Annotated in this window: 16 protein-coding genes; 10 read left to right on the top strand and 6 right to left on the bottom strand. The window is 62.8% G+C overall.

Features of this window, described 5'->3' with window-relative positions; genetic code table 11:
• A partial coding sequence (locus IQK56_RS09170) for a TonB-dependent receptor (RefSeq protein ID WP_193901641.1) occupies positions 1 to 2,203 on the bottom strand: 2,203 nt, incomplete at its 3' end.
• Positions 2,204 to 2,357: 154 nt separating this feature from the next.
• Between IQK56_RS09170 and IQK56_RS09165 the strand changes: the two genes are divergently transcribed.
• The gene (locus tag IQK56_RS09165; RefSeq protein ID WP_150762326.1) at positions 2,358 to 3,302 is read left to right on the top strand and encodes a LysR family transcriptional regulator; all 945 of its coding nucleotides are present in this window, start codon (positions 2,358 to 2,360) and stop codon (positions 3,300 to 3,302) included.
• A gap of 101 nt (positions 3,303 to 3,403) precedes the next feature.
• Positions 3,404 to 5,011, top strand: a complete 1,608-nt coding sequence (locus tag IQK56_RS09160; RefSeq protein WP_193863494.1) for an alkaline phosphatase family protein — start codon at positions 3,404 to 3,406, stop codon at positions 5,009 to 5,011.
• 69 nt (positions 5,012 to 5,080) lie between these two features.
• On the opposite strand, the gene IQK56_RS09155 is transcribed toward IQK56_RS09160, so the two are convergent.
• On the bottom strand, positions 5,081 to 5,986 hold the full coding sequence (locus tag IQK56_RS09155; protein ID WP_150762328.1) for a TauD/TfdA dioxygenase family protein: 906 nt from the start codon (positions 5,984 to 5,986) through the stop codon (positions 5,081 to 5,083).
• Between the two features lie 182 nt (positions 5,987 to 6,168).
• Here IQK56_RS09155 and IQK56_RS09150 point away from each other — a divergent pair, with 182 nt between their 5' ends.
• The gene (locus tag IQK56_RS09150) at positions 6,169 to 7,089 is read left to right on the top strand and encodes a LysR family transcriptional regulator (protein WP_150762329.1); all 921 of its coding nucleotides are present in this window, start codon (positions 6,169 to 6,171) and stop codon (positions 7,087 to 7,089) included.
• 106 nt (positions 7,090 to 7,195) lie between these two features.
• Here IQK56_RS09150 and IQK56_RS09145 read toward each other — a convergent pair whose 3' ends face one another.
• Positions 7,196 to 8,197, bottom strand: coding sequence for an ABC transporter substrate-binding protein (locus IQK56_RS09145; protein WP_193863493.1), 1,002 nt, complete (start codon positions 8,195 to 8,197; stop codon positions 7,196 to 7,198).
• Between the two features lie 276 nt (positions 8,198 to 8,473).
• Between IQK56_RS09145 and IQK56_RS09140 the strand changes: the two genes are divergently transcribed.
• Genes IQK56_RS09140 through IQK56_RS09130 form a run of 3 tightly spaced genes read left to right on the top strand, consistent with a single transcriptional unit; the run spans position 8,474 to position 12,504 of the window.
• Positions 8,474 to 10,066 (top strand): ABC transporter permease, encoded by a 1,593-nt coding sequence (locus IQK56_RS09140; RefSeq protein ID WP_193863492.1) that lies wholly within the window; start codon positions 8,474 to 8,476, stop codon positions 10,064 to 10,066.
• Positions 10,063 to 10,878: an ABC transporter ATP-binding protein gene (locus IQK56_RS09135; protein WP_150762332.1), complete on the top strand. Its 816-nt coding sequence runs from the start codon at positions 10,063 to 10,065 to the stop codon at positions 10,876 to 10,878. Before IQK56_RS09140 ends, IQK56_RS09135 begins: the two co-directional genes overlap by 4 nt.
• 15 nt (positions 10,879 to 10,893) lie before the next feature.
• Positions 10,894 to 12,504, top strand: coding sequence for an arylsulfatase (locus tag IQK56_RS09130; protein WP_193863491.1), 1,611 nt, complete (start codon positions 10,894 to 10,896; stop codon positions 12,502 to 12,504).
• On the opposite strand, the gene IQK56_RS09125 is transcribed toward IQK56_RS09130, so the two are convergent.
• Entirely contained in the window at positions 12,476 to 13,555 is a 1,080-nt protein-coding gene (locus tag IQK56_RS09125; protein WP_150762334.1) for a fatty acid desaturase, read from the bottom strand. The genes IQK56_RS09130 and IQK56_RS09125 overlap by 29 nt on opposite strands.
• 100 nt (positions 13,556 to 13,655) lie before the next feature.
• On the opposite strand from IQK56_RS09125, the gene IQK56_RS09120 reads away from it, so the two are divergent.
• Positions 13,656 to 14,660 carry an AraC family transcriptional regulator gene (locus IQK56_RS09120; protein ID WP_193901639.1) on the top strand — a complete coding sequence of 335 codons (1,005 nt, stop codon included), beginning with the start codon at positions 13,656 to 13,658 and terminating at the stop codon, positions 14,658 to 14,660.
• A 130-nt stretch (positions 14,661 to 14,790) separates the two neighbouring features.
• Here the strand turns inward: IQK56_RS09120 and IQK56_RS09115 are convergent, their stop codons facing one another.
• On the bottom strand, positions 14,791 to 15,156 hold the full coding sequence (locus IQK56_RS09115; RefSeq protein ID WP_122307453.1) for a response regulator transcription factor: 366 nt from the start codon (positions 15,154 to 15,156) through the stop codon (positions 14,791 to 14,793).
• A 100-nt stretch (positions 15,157 to 15,256) separates the two neighbouring features.
• On the opposite strand from IQK56_RS09115, the gene IQK56_RS09110 reads away from it, so the two are divergent.
• Together IQK56_RS09110 and uraH are read left to right on the top strand one after the other, a co-directional pair.
• Positions 15,257 to 15,730 carry a GlcG/HbpS family heme-binding protein gene (locus tag IQK56_RS09110; protein WP_112192919.1) on the top strand — a complete coding sequence of 158 codons (474 nt, stop codon included), beginning with the start codon at positions 15,257 to 15,259 and terminating at the stop codon, positions 15,728 to 15,730.
• A 22-nt stretch (positions 15,731 to 15,752) separates the two neighbouring features.
• Positions 15,753 to 16,163, top strand: a complete 411-nt coding sequence (gene uraH / locus IQK56_RS09105; protein WP_193863490.1) for a hydroxyisourate hydrolase — start codon at positions 15,753 to 15,755, stop codon at positions 16,161 to 16,163.
• On the opposite strand, the gene IQK56_RS09100 is transcribed toward uraH, so the two are convergent.
• Positions 16,158 to 16,844 carry a Crp/Fnr family transcriptional regulator gene (locus tag IQK56_RS09100; RefSeq protein WP_193863489.1) on the bottom strand — a complete coding sequence of 229 codons (687 nt, stop codon included), beginning with the start codon at positions 16,842 to 16,844 and terminating at the stop codon, positions 16,158 to 16,160. The two genes, uraH and IQK56_RS09100, sit on opposite strands and share 6 nt — an antisense overlap.
• Before the next feature lie 83 nt (positions 16,845 to 16,927).
• Between IQK56_RS09100 and IQK56_RS09095 the strand changes: the two genes are divergently transcribed.
• Complete coding sequence (locus IQK56_RS09095; protein WP_193863488.1) at positions 16,928 to 17,455, top strand: Mpo1 family 2-hydroxy fatty acid dioxygenase; 528 nt, start codon at positions 16,928 to 16,930, stop codon at positions 17,453 to 17,455.
• Positions 17,456 to 17,474 lie beyond the last annotated feature (19 nt).

Raw genomic sequence — 17,474 nt, 5'->3', positions numbered from 1 at the left:
TTTTCAGCCACAGCGACACGTCCCACTGCCCTTGCTCATAGTTGCCGCGCAGGCCGGTGGACAGGTTGACCACCGCATAGGCAGGGATCTGCCCGTAGTCGGAATCCTCCACCGTGCCCACGGCCTTGGAGCGGAACGCGTAGCTGGCAGTGACGTAGGGTTCGAAGCCGTTATCCAGGTTCCACTTGTATTCGCCGTTGGCGTTGGCGATCCACTTCGATGCCCCCACCACTTGGTGCCCGCTCAAATCGCAGGAGGCTGGCGCACCGGGGCGCAGGCTGACTTCCGGCGGGCACGGCGCATCTTTGTAGCTCAGGTAGCTGACGTCGTTGAACGAGCCGTTGAGGTTCAACGTCAGGCCCTTGATCGGCACCAGGGTGCTTTCCACCTCGACGCCCCGCGAGCGCACCGAACCGGCGTTGGTCAGGTACTGCACGCGGTTGTCCTGGTCGTAGGCGTTGGTCTGGTAACCGTTGACCTGGGTCCAGAACAGGTTGGCATTGAGTTGCAGGCGGCGGTCCCACAAGGTGCTTTTGAAACCCAGCTCGGCGTTGTTGGCGCGCTCGGTGCCGATCAGCAGCGAGTCGGCCCCGGCAGTCGGTGCCGAACCCACCGCCAGGTTGACCCCGCCGGATTTTTCGCCATGGGAGACGGTGGCATAGCCCAGTAGATTTTCGTTGAAACGGTAACTCAGGTTGAGCAAGCCCGAGGGGCTGGTGCTGTATTGAGTGAGGTCGCCGGAGTCATAGGCCCCGGTGCGATTACGTCGAGCCGTGGCAGCCGCGCCGGTGACGGCCGCACCGCCCAGCGGGGCGTTACGCGTGACCCAGGCGCTTTTCTCTTCGTAGGTACCGCGCAGGCCTGCGGTGAAGTCCAGGCGGTCGGTGAGGTGCCAGGTGCCCTGGGCAAACAGCGCAAAACTGTCGGTGCGGATATGCCCGTTGCCCACGCTGCTGACATTGGCCAGTGCCCCGGCTGGCGTGCCGTTCCAGATATCAGCCTGAGGCCCGTAATAAGCGAAGGATTTGTTATCCAGCGAGTTACCGAAGTAGTAGGCACCGAGCACGTAATCGAAGAAGCCGCCGGTGGGCGAGGCCAGGCGGAATTCCTGGGACCACTGTTTGTCCTCCACCGATACACCCGCGTTGTACGACGCCGGCACATTGAGGCCGTCATCGTTGCGCGGGGTGAAGTTCCAGAAGCGATAGGAGCTGACCGAGGTCAGGGTGAAATCGCTCGGCAGCGTCCAGTTGGCTTCCAGGGAGGTGCCGCCCTGGAACACGGTGACGTGCTGGTCGCTGTCCAGGTTGACCTTGCGATGGGTGCCGTCGACGAGGGTCGCGCCCGCCGCGTTGGCCCGCGACTGGTAAACGTTGGTGCCATTGATGGTCGGTCCGGTGCTGTACAGCACGCGTGTGCCGGCGCTGGAATCCTCTTCGTTGTAGTCGCCGATCCAGCGCAGGTTGAACGCGTCGCTGGGTTTGTACAGCAGTTGCCCGCGAAAGCCCTGGCGTGAGCCGCCGTTGAGATCATGGCCGTTGTATTCGTTCTTGATGTCGCCATCGCTGCGGGTGCGATAGGCCGAGAAACGCCCCGCCAGCTCATCGGTCAACGGGCCGGAAATCGTGCCCTTGGTCTGGAAGTAACCGTCCTCCCCCAGGGAGGTTTCAATGCTGCGCTCGGGGGTAAAGCTCGGTGCGCGCGTGCTGATATTGATCACCCCGGCGGTGGTGTTCTTGCCGAACAACGTGCCCTGGGGACCGCGCAACACTTCAAGCTGCTCGATGTCCATCAGGTCGAACACCGCCATCCCCGGCCGCCCGAGGTACACGTTGTCGATATACAGCCCCACGCTGCCTTCCAGGCCGTCACTGGCCGGGTTGTTACCCAGGCCGCGAATCGACACGCTGGACTGGCGCGCATGCATGTAGGCCACGTTGACGCTGGGCACCAGTTGCTGCAAATCCTGAATCCGGTACACCCGCTGGCTTTCCAGCGCCTGACCGCCGATCACGCTCATGGGTGTCGGCACAGCCTGGGCACTTTCGGTACGACGCCGGGCGGTCACCGTGACGGTTTCCAGTTGGCCGCTGGCGTTTTCGCCCTTGCTGGCTGGCGCGGGTGTTTCGGCAGCCTGGGTCGGCGACCAACTGGTGCTGCCGGCCAGTAACATGGCCATGGGCAAGGACTTCAACAGACTCATAAGCGGCTCCGGACCCGGAAATATCCATCAATGGATATTCCTAAAGGTTATTTATTTATGTTTTTACGAACATTTACTGCATAAGAGATAGCCTTTATAAGGAGTCGACCTAATGCATAGCCAATGCATTTCCCGGATATTTTTGATGTGAAAAATGCATATCGACCTGCGCCAGCTCCGCCACTTCATCGCCCTTGCCGAACACCGCAGTTTTGTCGCGGCCGCGTTGACGGTGAACCTGTCGCAGTCGGCGTTCAGTCGCAGCATCCAGGCCCTGGAACACAGCGCCGGTTGCCAACTGGTGGATCGCGGTCGCAAGGACTTGGCACCGACCAAACAAGGGCTGGTATTGCTGGAGCACGCCCGACGACTGGTCAGCGGCGCGCAGCAATTGGCCAACGAGATCAGCCAGTTCAACGGCCTCGAAGCGGGCGAATTGCGCTTCGGTTGCGGCCCGGCACCGGCGGCAGGCTTGATCCCGAGGGCCATCGGCAGTTTTATCGGGCGTTACCCCAAGGCTCGCGTGCAGTTCCAGGTGGATGACTGGCAAAGCCTGGGCAAGCGCCTGCTCAGCGAAGAGTTCGAATTCTTCGTCGCCGACACCCGCCACTTCGAAGCCAATCCGGACTACCACACCTACCGCCTGCGCCCGCGCAAATGGTATTTCTGCTGCCGCGCCGGCCACCCGCTGGCGCAGCAGCCCAGCGTCACCGCCGCGCAATTGATGAGCTACCCCCTGGCGGTGACCATTCGCCCGCCGAACCTGCGCAAGGTCATCGTCGACCTCAGCGGCCGCCCCGATTACCTGCCCAATGTCGAATGCGAGAACGGCTACAGCCTGATGGGCGTGGTGTTGCGTTCCGACGCCATCGGCATCGTCAGCGCCAACAGCGATGTGCTGCACATGGCCCGGGGCGAGTTGGTGTGCTTGACGATCGACGGGCTGGCTGAGGACCTGGAGGAGCGCTACACCCGCTATGGCATCGTCAGTCGCGCAGGGTATCGGTTGTCGCCGTTGGCGGAGGCGATGATCGAGCAAATCAAGATGATCGATGAGCAGGATGAGGATGTGTGTGCGCTGGAGAACCTGGCGGTCTGACCCCATGCATCCACTGCATGAAAACCAGTCCTCAAATGCACTTGCCAGTGCCCTGTCCAAACGGCGAAAAAACCCACCTGTCCTCCGTTTGGTGAAGCCCCATGTCTGCCCCCCAACCCGTGCGCAACGTGCTCTACATCATGTGCGACCAACTGCGCCGCGATTACCTGTCGTGCTATGGCCACGCCCATCTGCACACACCGAACATCGACCGCCTGGCAGCCGCCGGCGTGCGTTTCAGCCGCGCCTATACCCAGGGCACCATTTGCGGCCCGTCGCGCATGTCGGCGTATACCGGGCGTTATGTCAGCAGCCACCAGGTGGCCTGGAACGGCGTGCCATTGCCCCTGGAAGAACTGACCATCGGCGACTATTTGCGCCCTCACGGGATACGCACGGCGCTGGTCGGCAAGACCCACGCCACGCCTAACCTGGACGCCTTGCAACGCCTGAATATCGCCCCCGACAGCTCGCAGGCCGAGCCGCTGAATGAGGTCGGTTTTGACGCCTACTTTCGTCACGACGGCATCTACCCCGACAGCCCGCTGTTCGACGACAAACGCGAGTCCGCGCCCTATACCCATTACCTGCGCGAGCACGGCTACAGCGGCACCAACCCGTGGCACGAATGGGCCAATGCCGCAGCGGGGGAAAACGGCGAAGTCCTCAGCGGCTGGCACATGCGCAACGCCGGGTTGCCTGCGCGCGTAGCTGAGGAGCATTCGGAAACGGTCTACACCACCGACCGCGCCATCGACTTTATCAACGAGCAGGCCGAGCAACCGTGGTGCCTGCACCTGTCGTACATCAAGCCGCACTGGCCCTACATCGCACCGGCGCCTTATCACGCGTTGTACGGCGCGGAGCATATCCAGGCACCGATTCAACCTGGGCACACCAGCGATCACCCGGTGTACCAAGCGTTCCGCCAGCACCAGGAGAGCCTGAACTTTTCCCGTGACGAGGTGCGGCTCACGGTGATCCCCACCTACATGGGCCTGATCAAGCAGGTCGACGATCAACTCGGCCGGCTGTTCGATTTTCTGCAAAGCAACGGCCGCTGGGACGACACGCTGATCGTGTTCACCAGCGACCACGGCGACTTCCTGGGCGATCATTATCTCGGTGAGAAAGAGTTTTTGCTGGAGCCCGCCGTGGGCGTTCCACTGATCGTGCGTGACCCACGCGCCGCCGCCGATAGCAGCCGTGGCACGGTGGACACGCGCCTGGCAGAAACCATCGACGCGCTGCCGACCTTCCTCGACGCCTTGGGCCTGCCCACGGCCGAGCATCGCCTGGAGGGCCGCTCGCTGATCCCGCTGTTGCACGGTCAAGACACCCCGTGGCGCCGCTACGCCATCGCCGAATACGACTACGCCTTCCAGGCCCCGGCCCGCGAGCGCCTGGCGCAACCCATCGACCGTTGCCGCATGACCATGGTGCGCAGCGAGCGCTGGAAATACCTGGCCTACGACGGCTTTCGCCCACAACTGTTCGATCTGCAAAACGACCCGCAGGAACTGCACGACCTGGGCAGCGACCCGGCGTACGCCGACGTGCGCGAAACCCATTTGGGCTATCTGTTCGAATGGCTGCGCGGGCTGAAGCGGCGTACCACCATCAGCCACACAGAGATCGATCTGCGTGGCCAACGGTTTCGCTATGGAGAACCGGAGGCGGAAAAGGTGGTGCAAATCGGCGTCTGGTGAACGACGCAAATAAATGTGGGAGGGCCGAATCGTCGCACCGCCCCCCCCCACATTTGATTCTGTGTTCGCTTAACGACCTTTGGTGGTCTTGCTCGATTGCCCTTGCACGCCCACCGGCACATCGCCCTTGAGCGTCACCCGGCGCACGATGCGCTCTTGGGTGCCGTAGTCGTCCACCGCGTAATGCTGGGTGGCGCGGTTGTCCCAGATCGCCACGTCGCCGGTGTTCCAGCGCCAGCGCACGGTGTTTTCCAGGCGGGTGACGTGGCTTTGCAGCAGGTTGAACAGCTGGGTCGAATCGGCCTGGGAGTAACCTTTGAGGCGCTTGACGAAGTGCCCCAGCAACAGGGTTTTCTCGCCGCTGACCGGGTGCACACGTACCACCGGGTGCTCGGTTTCGTACACCGTCGAGGTGAACACCTTGCGGTATTCCTCCAGCCGCTCTACCGACACGTCCGGCTTGATCGCGGCGTAGTCGTATTCGTTGCTGTGCACGGCCCACAAGTTATCCGCCAGTGCGCGCAGTTCGATGCTGAGGTCGTTGTAGGCCGTAGACGTGTTGGCCCAGACGGTGTCACCCCCAGACGCGGGCGCCAGCACCGAACGCAGCACCGAGGCTTTCGGGTAGGCGTCGACGAAGGTCACGTCGGTGTGCCACGAATTGGCGCGCTGGCCACGGGTGCCGTCCAGCTCCATCAGGAAGCGCGTGCCGTCGCGCACCGGCACCGTCGGGTGGGCAATCGGCTCGCCGAGCAGATGAGCGAAGGCTTCCTGGCTCTGGTCATCGAGGTGGGTCTGCTCGCGGAAGAAGATCACCTTGTACTGCACCAGCGCCTGCTGGATGGCTTCGACGGTGGCGGCATCCAAGTCACCGGACAAGGAGATGCCTCGGATTTCGGCACCAATACGCCCGGCGACGGGGTGGATATCCAGTGCCTGGGTGACGGGTTGAACAGCTAATGCGGCGTTGCTCATTGGGGTGACCCTCTTGTGCCTGCTGATGGTGGGGATGCTTTCCGACAACGCTCTATTCATATGCATTTTAGGTCTAGCAAATGAACCAATGCTTCGTTGACGGAATAAGAGCTTGCATTTAAAACCTCAGCTCCCGTGGTCGCAAATGCCTTCGACCTATTTTTAAAATGCAGGGAAAGCATATGGATCTTCGCCAACTGCGCTACTTCATCGCGCTCAACGAACACCGCAGTTTTGTGCGCGCCGCGGACGCCATGGGCATCACCCAACCGGCGTTCAGCCGCAGTATCCAGGGGCTTGAGCAAGAGTTTGGCTGCGTGCTGGTCGATCGTGGCCACAAGGACCTGCGCCCCACCCCGGAGGGCCAGGTGGTGCTGCAACACGCCCTGACCCTGGTGCACGGCGCCGCCTTGCTCAGCAGTGAAGTGACGCGCATGACCAAGCTCGACGCCGGCGACCTGCGCTTTGGCTGTGGCCCGGCACCTGCGGTCAAACTGGTGCCTGACGCGGTGGCGCGCTTTATCACCGCCCACCCGAAAATCCGCACCAGCTTCCAAGTGGATAACTGGGAAAAACTCAGCCGCGCCCTGAGCCGCGAAGAGATCGAATTTTTTATCGCCGATATTCGTCAGTTCGAAGCCGATCCGAATTTCCAGACCCGCGCCCTGACGCCCAAGCGCGGGGTGTTTTTCTGCCGGCCAGGGCACCCGCTGCTGGCCAAGGACAGCCTGTCGACCAACGACATGTTCGACTACCCGCTGGCAGCGCCGTTGATTTCCCAAGGCATTCGCAAACTGCTGGCGAATCTCAGCGGGCGCATGGATTTTTCACCGAGCATCCAGACCGAACACTTCCCGGCGCTGGTCAAGATCGTGCTGCAGTCCAATGCCATCGGTGTGGGCACCGAAGAAGCGTTTGCCGAGGACATCGCCCAGGGTGCGCTGGTGCTGCTGCACTGGCGCAACCTGCCGCAGAACATGGACACCATGAGCGCCCGCTGCGGCATCGTCAGCCGCACCGGTTCGCGGTTGTCGCCGGCGGCGAAGGCGATGATCGAGACGTTGGTGGAGGTGGACAGGCAGGAGGTGAGTGTGGCGGTTTGATGGGCCTTATCGGGGGCAAGCCCCCTCCCACCTTTTGAAAGTATTCACAGATCAAAATGTGGGAGGGGGCTTGCCCCCGATGACGACAGCCCAGACACCACCAGCCTCAGAGCCCCGCCGCCACCAGCTTCGGCGCCACCCAGTCACTCACCTGGAACGTCCGGCGAATCAGCTTCTCCTTGGACGCCAAGTCCACCGCTGCCTGCAATTTGCCAAGGAACACCGGGTCCAGGGTCGACGGGAAAATCTCGCTGAGGGTCTGGTCTTTCAAGTCATTGGTCAGGATCAACGGCGGATAGCTGGCCCGCTCCGACACCAGCGTGATGTAGGCCTGTTTGTTGCTGTCATCGGTCAACCATTGCACCGCCTGCTGCTGGGCCTTGAGCAGCTTGGCCACCGCGTCGGGGCGCTCGTCGACAAACTGTTTGCTGCCCACCAGCACCGCCTGCACGCTGCCGGCGCCGCCGAGGTCCTTGGTGGTCAGCGGTATTTCGGCCAGCCCCTTGGCTTGCAACGCCGTCAGGTTCGAACCGCCCCATGTGGCGTCAATCTGCTTGGCGGCCAGGGCGGCGCCGGCCGCGTTGAAGTCCAGGTTGATGACCTTCAGGTCTTTTTCACTCAAGCCCTGGCTGGCCAATGCGGCGTCGAACGACAGTTGGCTGGCCGTGCCGCGAAACACCGCGACGCGCTTGCCCTTGAGGTCCTGCAAGGTCTTGATGCCCGAGCCCGGCACCACGCCGAGGTACTGCTTGATGTCCCGCGCCGTGGCACTGAGCAAGCGCGTGTCCAGGCCGTTGGAGCGGCCGATGATCGCCGCCAGGTCGCCGAGGTAGGCCAGGTCCACCTGGCCATTGGCGAAGGCTTCGTTGATGACGGGACCTGCGCCCTTGAAGAAATTCCACTGGATCGTGATGCCCTGGTCGGCAAAGGCTTTCTCGAAGATCTGCTGTTCGCGCAACACATCCGTGATGCCGCCGCCGCTGTGCTGGCTGCCGGCACTGAGATCGGGCACGGCGATGCGGATTTCCTTGAGCTCGGCGGCGTGCACCAGCCCGGCCAGCGCGGTGCCGGCGAACAGGGTGATCAGACGTTTGAACGGCAGTTTCATAAGCGCAGCTCCTTGTGGGCGAGGGTCGCCTGGGGAGCAGAAAGTAGGCACAGCCGGGTAAAAACTTTAAATACTATAAATTCACAATTTAATAGCTTTTAGATCTATGCAGCTTAAAACGCCGCCCCCAGAGGGCTATGCATGAACAGCATCGAAAATATTCTTCGAATGCATTGGATGCGTGCCGGGCAGAAGCTTTAAATGATTTTTCTTATCCCTCAATCATCTTGATTGCATTTTTATAAGATCAAAATCACATAACGGCGGAGGTCTGCCATGGCCCGAATTTCACTCTTGAGCCTACCGCTCGCGGCCCCCGGCACTCCACCGCGCTGGCCGGTACTCAGTGAACGTCTGCTGCCATGGGTGCTGCCGTTGGCGCTGTTTGCCCTGTGGTGGCTGGCCAGTCGCAATCACTGGATGAGCGAGCAGATCCTGCCGCCGCCGTCACTGGTGTGGAGCAGCGCCGTGGAGTTGGCCAACGGCGAGCTGTGGAGCCACTTGGCGATCAGCCTGCAACGCCTGTTCTGGGGGCTGCTGGCGGGTATCGGCAGTGGTGCGCTGCTCGGCGCGCTGCTGGGCTTCAGTGCCCGCGCCGAGCGCCTGGTGTTTCCGACGTTCAGCGCCTTGTCGCAAGTCCCCACGCTGGCCTGGATCCCGCTGTTCATGGTGTTTTTCGGGATTGGCGAAACCCTGAAACTGGTGGTGCTGGTCAAGGCCATTGTGGTGCCCGTGACCCTGCATACCCTGGTGGGCGTGCGCGATGCCCAACCCCATCTGCGTGAAGCCGCCCGCGTGCTGCGCCTGCCGACGCACCTGTTGATCCGCCGGTTGATTCTGCCCGCCGCGCTGCCGGCCTTTATGGCCGGCGTACGCCTGGCCCTGGCGGCCGGCTGGACCTCGTTGCTGGCGGTGGAGTTGCTGGCGTCCAGCGAAGGCATCGGCTACCTGATGGTGTGGGCACGCCAGTTGTTCATGCTCGATATCGTCTTCGTGTGCATCGTGGTCATCGGAGTCTTCGGCGTGGCGATGGACCGCGGCATCGGCTGGCTGGACCGCCAGTGGGTGCACTGGCCTCACCCGGCCACCGCGCAGATCCGTCGCGGCCCGCGCTATCAAGGCTGGCAGCGCCTGCAACCGTGGCTACTGCCGCTCTTGCTGCTGGCGCTGTGGCAGGTGGCAACGCTGCAGGGTTGGGTCGACCCGAACATTCTGGTCAGCCCGTGGCTCGTGCTGCAGGCCACCGTCGCCGGCGTGGTGGATGGGAGCCTCAGCGGCGCCCTGGCCACCAGCCTGGGACGAACCCTCGGCGGTTTGCTCCTCGGCGGCGGCCTGGGCTTTTTCATGGGGCTGTGGCTGGGGCTGTCGCGGCGCAGCGAACGGGTGCTCGGCCCGACCCTGGCCGCCTTGCGCCAGATTGCGATTTTCGCCTGGGTGCCGCTGCTTACCGCGTGGTTCGGCCTGGGTGAATTGGCCAAGTGGGTATTTATCGCCCTCGCCGCCTTCTTTCCGTTGTTTATCGCCACCCAACGCAGCGTGTTGAACCTGTCGCCACAGCTCAACGAGGCGGCGCAGGTGTTGCGCCTGAGCCTGTTGCAACGATTACGCCGCCTGGTGCTGCCAGGCGCCGCCGCCGGGATTTTCGCCGGCCTGCGCCTGAGCTTGATCTACGCCTGGCTGGGCACCATTGGCGCGGAATATTTCATGCCGTCCAACGGCGGTATCGGCAGCCTGATGATCGGCGCCCAACAACTGCTGCGCATGGACTTGATCATGAGCGGCATGCTCCTGGTCGGCCTCACTGGCGCGGCCCTCAACCTGCTCGGCCAACGCATCGAAACCCGCGCCACCCGCTGGAGACACGCATGAACGCACCTATCGTCAGCTTCAACCATGTGGGCAAGACCTTTGATGTCGACGGCTTCGAGCTGGAAGCCATCCGCGAATTCAACCTGGACATTGCCGAAGGCGAATTCGTCGCCATTGTCGGTTCCAGCGGCTGTGGCAAATCCACGCTGTTGCGCCTGCTGGTGGGGCTCGATACGCAGTTTCGCGGCGAGATCCGCGTCGACGGCAAGGCGGTCAGCGGCATCGGCGGCGAGCGCGGCATTGTGTTCCAGGAGCACCGCCTGTTTCCCTGGCTGACCGTGGCGCAAAACATCGGCCTGGGGCTGGTCAACGAGCCCCTCAGCGAGGCTGAACGCAACCGGCGCATCGCCGACTTTATCGAGTTGGTGGGGCTTAGCGACTTCACCCGCGCCTATCCCCATCAACTGTCCGGCGGCATGGCGCAGCGCGTGGCGATTGCCCGAGGCCTGGTGGCGAGCCCGCGCATCCTGTTGCTGGACGAACCCTTCGGCGCCCTCGACGCCCTGACCCGCCAGCAGATGCAGGACGAACTCCTGGCGATCCGCGCCCGCGCCAGGATCACCACAGTGCTGGTGACCCACGATGTTGAGGAGGCGATTTTTCTCGCCGACCGCGTGGTGGTGATGGAGCCCCGGCCGGGGCGAATCAAGCAGGTCGTCGACATCGCCCTGCCCCACCCGCGCCAGCGCAGCAGCTTTGAGTTCCACCAGTTGCGTGAAGAGTTGCTGCACGAACTGACCAGCGATGACCACTACCAGCCGCCGGTACGCGAACAGATCCGCGACCTGCCCCTGGCCTTTATTGCCTGCTGAAGAAGGTATGCCTTGATGCCGCAACGTCCCAATTTTCTAGTCATACTGGCCGATGACATGGGCTTCTCCGACCTTGGCGCGTTCGGTGGGGAGATTGCCACGCCGCACCTCGACGCCCTGGCGCTCAACGGCCTGCGCCTGACCGACTTCCACACCGCGCCCACCTGCTCGCCGACCCGTTCGATGCTGCTCACCGGCACCGACCACCATATCGCCGGCATCGGCACCATGGCCGAGGCGCTCACCCCGGAACTGATCGGCAAGCCCGGCTACGAGGGCTACCTGAACGACAAGGTGGTGGCACTGCCCGAACTGCTGCGCGAGGCCGGCTACCAGACGCTGATGAGCGGCAAATGGCACCTGGGCCTGACCGCCGAACTGGCGCCCCATGCCCGTGGCTTCGAGCGTTCGTTCTCGCTGCTTCCGGGGGCGGCCAACCACTACGGCTTTGAGCCGACCTATAACGACGACACACCCGGCCTGCTCAAATCCACCCCGGCGCTGTATATCGAGGACGATCAATTCGTCGAGCAACTGCCCGGGGATTTCTATTCCTCCGATGCGTTTGGCGACAAGCTGCTGCACTACCTCAAGGAACGCGACCAGGCGCGGCCGTTCTTTGCGTACCTGCCGTTTTCCGCGCCGCACTGGCCATTGCAGGCGCCTGCGGACATCGTCGAAAAATACCGTGGCCGCTACGACGCCGGCCCTGAAGTACTGCGTCTGGAACGCCTGGAGAAACTCAAGGCATTGGGATTGATTGATGCGGATGTCGAGCCCCATCCACTGATCGAACTCAACACCCAGTGGGCGTCCCTGACCGACGAACAACGCCAGGTCTCGGCGCGGGCCATGGAAGTGTATGCGGCGATGGTCGAGCGTATGGACTGGAACATCGGCCGAGTGGTGGAGTACCTGCGCCAGCAAGGGCAGTTGGACAATACGTTCATCGTGTTCATGTCCGATAACGGCGCCGAAGGTGCGCTGCTGGAGGCCTTCCCCAAGTTCGGGCCGCAGTTGCTGACCTACCTCAACCAGCATTACGACAACAGCCTGGACAATATCGGCCGCGCCAACTCCTACGTCTGGTATGGACCGTCGTGGGCGCAGGTGGCGACGGCGCCGTCGCGGTTGTTCAAGGCGTTCACCACCGAGGGCGGGATTCGGGTGCCGGCGCTGGTGCATTATCCGCAGTTGCCGCTCAAGGGACGGATCAGCCATGGGTTCGGCACGGTGATGGACATTACGCCGACCATTCTGGACCTGGCCGGCGTGCGTCATCCGGGCACGCAGTGGCGCGGTAAACCGGTGGCCGCGTTGCGGGGCAAGTCGTGGCTGGGCTTCCTGGCGGGCGAGACCGCCGAGGTGCATGACGAAAACACGGTGACCGGCTGGGAGCTGTTCGGCCGCCGTGCGATTCGCCAAGGCCAGTGGAAAGCCGTGTACATCCCCGGCCCCGTGGGGCCGGCGACCTGGCAGCTGTATGACCTGGGCCAGGACCCCGGCGAGATCCATGACCTGGCCTTGAGTCATCCAGACAAACTCGCCACGTTGATCGGCCACTGGCAGCAGTACGTCGACGAAACCGGCGTGGTGCTCAGCGCATCGCCGTTTCAGCCGGATTGAGCCGGGCCTGGGGCGCTGCTGCGGGTTCAAGCCGATTGGCCCGCGCAAACGTGCCGAAGTCGTTGAACCGCACGCCCATCTCGGCCATCACCTTATGTGCCACTTTGGCGGTCATCTGGCGGATGTAGAACGGCTCCTTCACCACAAAATGGTGAATCCCGTGGGTGCTGCCGAAGTTGAAGCAAAACGCCTGCAACGGCCACATCCACCAGGGGTTCAACACTTGGGTCTGCTGGATCACATTGCCCAGCTCCACATCGCCGTAGTAGTGCATGTTGGAGCTGACAAAGTGCAGGCAGAAGGTGCGCAGCACGTTGGGGCCGATGATCACCACGGCGGCGATGTCGATCACCTGCATCATCTGCAAAGTGCCGGCGGACCACTCGATCGGCGCGCCCAGCAGGCTGGCGACGCCGTTGGCTGCATGAAACCCGAGGAAGATATACCACGCGCCCCAATGCAGCAGCGCCAGCGGTGCGTAGACCAGCAGCGAGCGTTTCAGGATCTTGAATTTGTGGCCCCAGGTCTTGGCGCGCAGCATGCGGATAAACGCCGACATCACGTTATCGCCCACCATCAGCAAACGCGCAAAGCCCCAAGGCTCGCCGTTGGTGATGGCGCGCTCTTCCATATCGGTCTCGGTGCCGGAGACTTTGTGATGGTTAAGGTGCAGGTGGCGGCGTATCCACGGGTTGATGGTGCTGGGCCGCGCCAGCCACACCAGGCCCATCATCAGGTTGTGGGGCACACGCCGTTTGCGAAAGTACATGCTGTGGATCAGGTCGTGTTCCAGCTCGTGGGTCAGCGAAGCGAGGAAAGCGTTAAGCAACAGGCACACCCACCAGGCCATATGCCCGGTGATGTAGAGCGCCGCCGAGCCGATCATGCCCAGCAGCGCAAAGGCCAGGATGCCCGCGCCCAAGGCGTCCTGATGCAGCAACCACGGGTGCTGCCGGCGCAAGCGCACGCCTTCGGCCAGTACCACTTCACGGATATGCGCGGAACGCTGTTGCGCGTTCATCTGCTGGGGACTTGCAGAAGTACCGTCCATGCTTCCATCCTCTGTTTATTGATGGATGCATCCTGACTCACGCGGTACGTCAGGGCAGCAGCCCCGCACGCCAACCTGTTGACCGCAAGCGCCAATCGCCATGACCGAACCCACGTCCCTCGCCAGCTGGACCCGCGCCCTGCGCAAGCAGCTCGACGCCCTGGGCCTCGACAGCGCCGCGTTGTGCATCCAGGCCGGGCTCGACCCGCAGCAGATGGACGACCCCAATGCGCGCTACCCGCTGTCGGCGACCACGCGCCTGTGGGAACTGGCGGTGCAGGCCAGCGGCGATCCGGCGATTGGGTTGCGGGTGTCGCGGTTTGTCAGCCCCACCACGTTTCATGCGTTGGGCTACGCGCTGGTGGCCAGCGGCAGTCTGCGGGAAGTGTTCGAGCGCATCGTGCGTTACCACCAGGTGGTCAGCGATGCGTTGACGCTGGAGCTGACCCGACACGACGACCGCTACCGTTTTCGCCTGCTGCAACCCCAAGGCAGCCCGGCGCCGGCACTGGAAGCCATTGATGCGTTTGCGGCGATCTATGTGCGCACCTGCCGCAATCGCCTGGGCCGGGATTACGCGCCCTTGGCCGTTTATCTAAGGCGTCCGGAACCGGTTGACCCTCAGCCCTGGCACGCAGTGTTTCGCGCACCGGTCTTTTTTGGCGCCGTCGATGACTGCCTGGAGTTCGCCGCGCAGGACTTCGACAGCCACCTCGACGACGCCAACCCGGAGCTGGCCGAGCACAACGAAACCGTGCTCAAGCGCACCCTCGCCCAGCTGCAACCGCTGACCTGGGAGCGCAAGGTACGCGCCGCGATCGAGGCGCAATTGCCCGACGGCGAGCCGAGCGCCGAGCGGATTGCCCAGGCGCTGCACTTGAGTTTGCGCAGCTTGCAGCGGCACCTGGCGGATGAAGGATGTCGGTTTGATGCGCTGCTCAATGAGTGTCGCCAGAACCTGGCGTTGCAGCACTTGCGGGACCCGCAGTGCTCGTTGGCCGAGATCAGCCATTTGCTGGGGTTTGCCGATACCAGCAGTTTCAATCGGGCGTTCAAACGGTGGACGGGGGTGACGCCGGGGCAGTTTCGCGATGGGTTGCAGTAGGGAGATGTAGGGTGAGGGAAATGGCCTCATCGGGGGCAAGCCCCTCCCACATTTGATCGGTGAATACATTCAAGTGTGGGAGGGGCTTGCCCCGATAGCAATGGTCCAGGCACTGCAAGTTCTGGATCAGTCAGCGCCCACGATCACGCCGCAGCAACTTCCTCACCCGCGCCACCAACGCCTTGGCTTCAAACGGCTTGAGCAGGTAGTCATCCTCATGCAATTCCAACCCACGCAGGCGATCTTCGATCCCGCCTGGCGTGGTCAGGAACAGCACCGGCGTATCGCCCTTGTGCCGAATCGCCTGCTGCAATTTCCAGGCATTCAGCCCTGGCAGCATCACGTCGAGAATCACCAGATCGTACTCGGTGCTTTCCACAAAGCGCTGCGCCGCCATGCCATTGGCCGCGACTTCCACGGCGAAGCCGGCCTCGCCCAAGCCTTGGGCCATGAGCTGCGCCAGTTGCGGCTGGTCTTCCACTAACAACACCTGCATGCCTTACCTCTGGGTTTGATTACAAACCTGTCATCAAATTGTGCGGTTTCTGACCCCGTTGACTGGCTAGGGTGGCGGCCTGTTTTCCGGAGTCGTCTTTATGTCCCGCCATGCCTTGTTCCTGAGCCTCGCCATCTGTACCGGCGCGCTGGCCGCGCCGCAGCTGCCACGCCATGCCGACCTCGATTTGCACACTGCGCGCCAACTGGCCGATGCCAGCCTTGCCCACTGCAGCGCCGCGCTGACGGTATTGGACCGTGGCGGCAACCTGTTGCTGAGCCTGCGCGCAGACGGCGTCGGCCCGCATAACAGCCTCGCCAGCCAACGCAAGGCGTACACCGCGCTGTCGACCAAAACCCCGACGCGGCTGTTTGCCGAGCGTGCGCGCAACAACCCCGAGGCCGCCAACCTTAACAGCTTGCCCGAGTTGCTGTTGCTCGGCGGCGGCGTGCCGCTGTTTGCCGAGTCTGAACTGGTCGGCGCGCTGGGCATCGCCGGTGCCGGCGGCGCAGCGCAGGACGAAGCCTGTGCCGTACAGGCCGCCGGGCAACTGGGCCTGAAAACTTCCCTCTGATTCCCCTCTAAAGGATCGCTTGATGAAAACCCTCAGCATGACCCTCGCCGCCCTCAGCCTCAGCGGCCTGTGCACCCTGGCCCTGGCCGACGGCAACCCCCTGAGCGTGCACGTGCTCAACCTGGAAAACGGCCTGCCGAGTGCCGGCGTCAGCGTCACCCTGGAGCAGCAGGTGGGCGACAAATGGCAGTCACTGTCCGAAGGCGTCACCAACCAACAGGGGCGCATCGCCGAACTGTTCCCCGCCAACCGCAGCATGATGCCGGGTGAGTACCGCGTGGTGTTCAAGACCGGCGACTACTACAAAAAGGCCAACCGCGAGACGTTTTTCCCTGAAGTGCCGGTGATCTTCCAGGTCAAACAGGCCGACCAGCATTACCACATCCCGCTGCTGCTCAGCCCTTACGGTTTCTCGACGTATCGCGGTTCATAGGCCCGCAGCCTGCTGCAGGCCTTTGAGATCGAGTATCTCAATCGCGCCGTAACCCAGGCCGATGATGCCCTGTTGCTCCAGCGCCTTGAGCAGACTGTTGGTGGTCTGGCGCGACAGGCCCAGCATTGCCGCCAAGTCCTCCTGGGGCAGCTGCAATGTGCGGCGCGCCTGGTCTATTTCGCCGTAGCCCTCGGCGATCATCAGCAACCGATGGGCCAGGCGCGCCGACGCGGGCATCAAGCTCATCTGTTCGATATTGATCAACGACAAGCGCAGTTTGTGGCTCATCAACAGGGCCACGTCGCGCCAATACGCCGGCTGGTCTTCGAGAATGCCGAGCATCGCCGCCTGGGGCACTTGCAACAGCGTGCACGGAGCGGTGGCCAGGGCATCATGGGTACGCGGCAGGCTGTCGAACAGGCAGATTTCGCCGAACCAGTAAGGCGTTTCCACCAGGCTCAATACCGCTTCCTTGCCTTGGGCATTCACCGCGCTGATGCGCACGGCGCCTTCGAGCACCGCGTACAGGCCGCAAGGCGGGTCGCCGCGCTTGAACAGGTATTGCCCCGCCGTCAGCGAACGCACTCGCGCTGCCGCCAGCAGACTACGCTGTAGCTCGACAGGCAGGTGGCTGAACCAGTGGCCGCTGGCCAGGCGGGCGTGCCATTTCTCTGCGTCCATGAGAACTCCGAAGATTGTCGCCCAGCTGACAGTCAGGCGCAGGCCGACAGGGCATGATCAAACATCCTACAGGAGGAACAACAATGAAAAGCCTCGTCGACCACCTCAGTCAATACGCCGCCTACCACCGCGACCCACGCAATATCGCCAGCCACTTCATTGGTATCCCGCTGATTGTGGTGGCGGTGGCCGTGCTGCTGTCGCGTCCCGAATGGACGATTGGGGGCTTGTGGATTTCACCGGCCGTGATCGTCGCGCTGTGTTCGGCGTGGTTTTACCTGCGCCTCGAACTGGCCTTGGGCGTGCTGATGACGGTGTTGATGGGCCTGTCGGTATGGGCCGGGCATGTGCTGGCGGCGCAGAGCACGTGGGTGTGGCTCAGCAGCGGAGTCGGCATGTTCGTGGTGGGCTGGGTGATTCAGTTTGTCGGGCACTACTACGAAGGCAAGAAACCGGCGTTTGTGGATGACGTGTCGGGGTTGATCGTAGGGCCGTTGTTTGTGGTGGCCGAGTTGGCTTTTCTGGTGGGGTTACGGCATGACCTTAAGGAGCAGATTGAACAACGCTCGGGGCCGGTGGTTCGCCGCGATCTGAAGCCGAGACAGGTCTGAATGTGGGAGGGGGCAAGTC

This window comes from Pseudomonas cyclaminis (genome assembly GCF_015163715.1).
GTDB classification, from domain to species: Bacteria; Pseudomonadota; Gammaproteobacteria; order Pseudomonadales; family Pseudomonadaceae; genus Aquipseudomonas; species Aquipseudomonas cyclaminis.
This window is presented reverse-complemented; position numbering and strand designations above follow the sequence as displayed.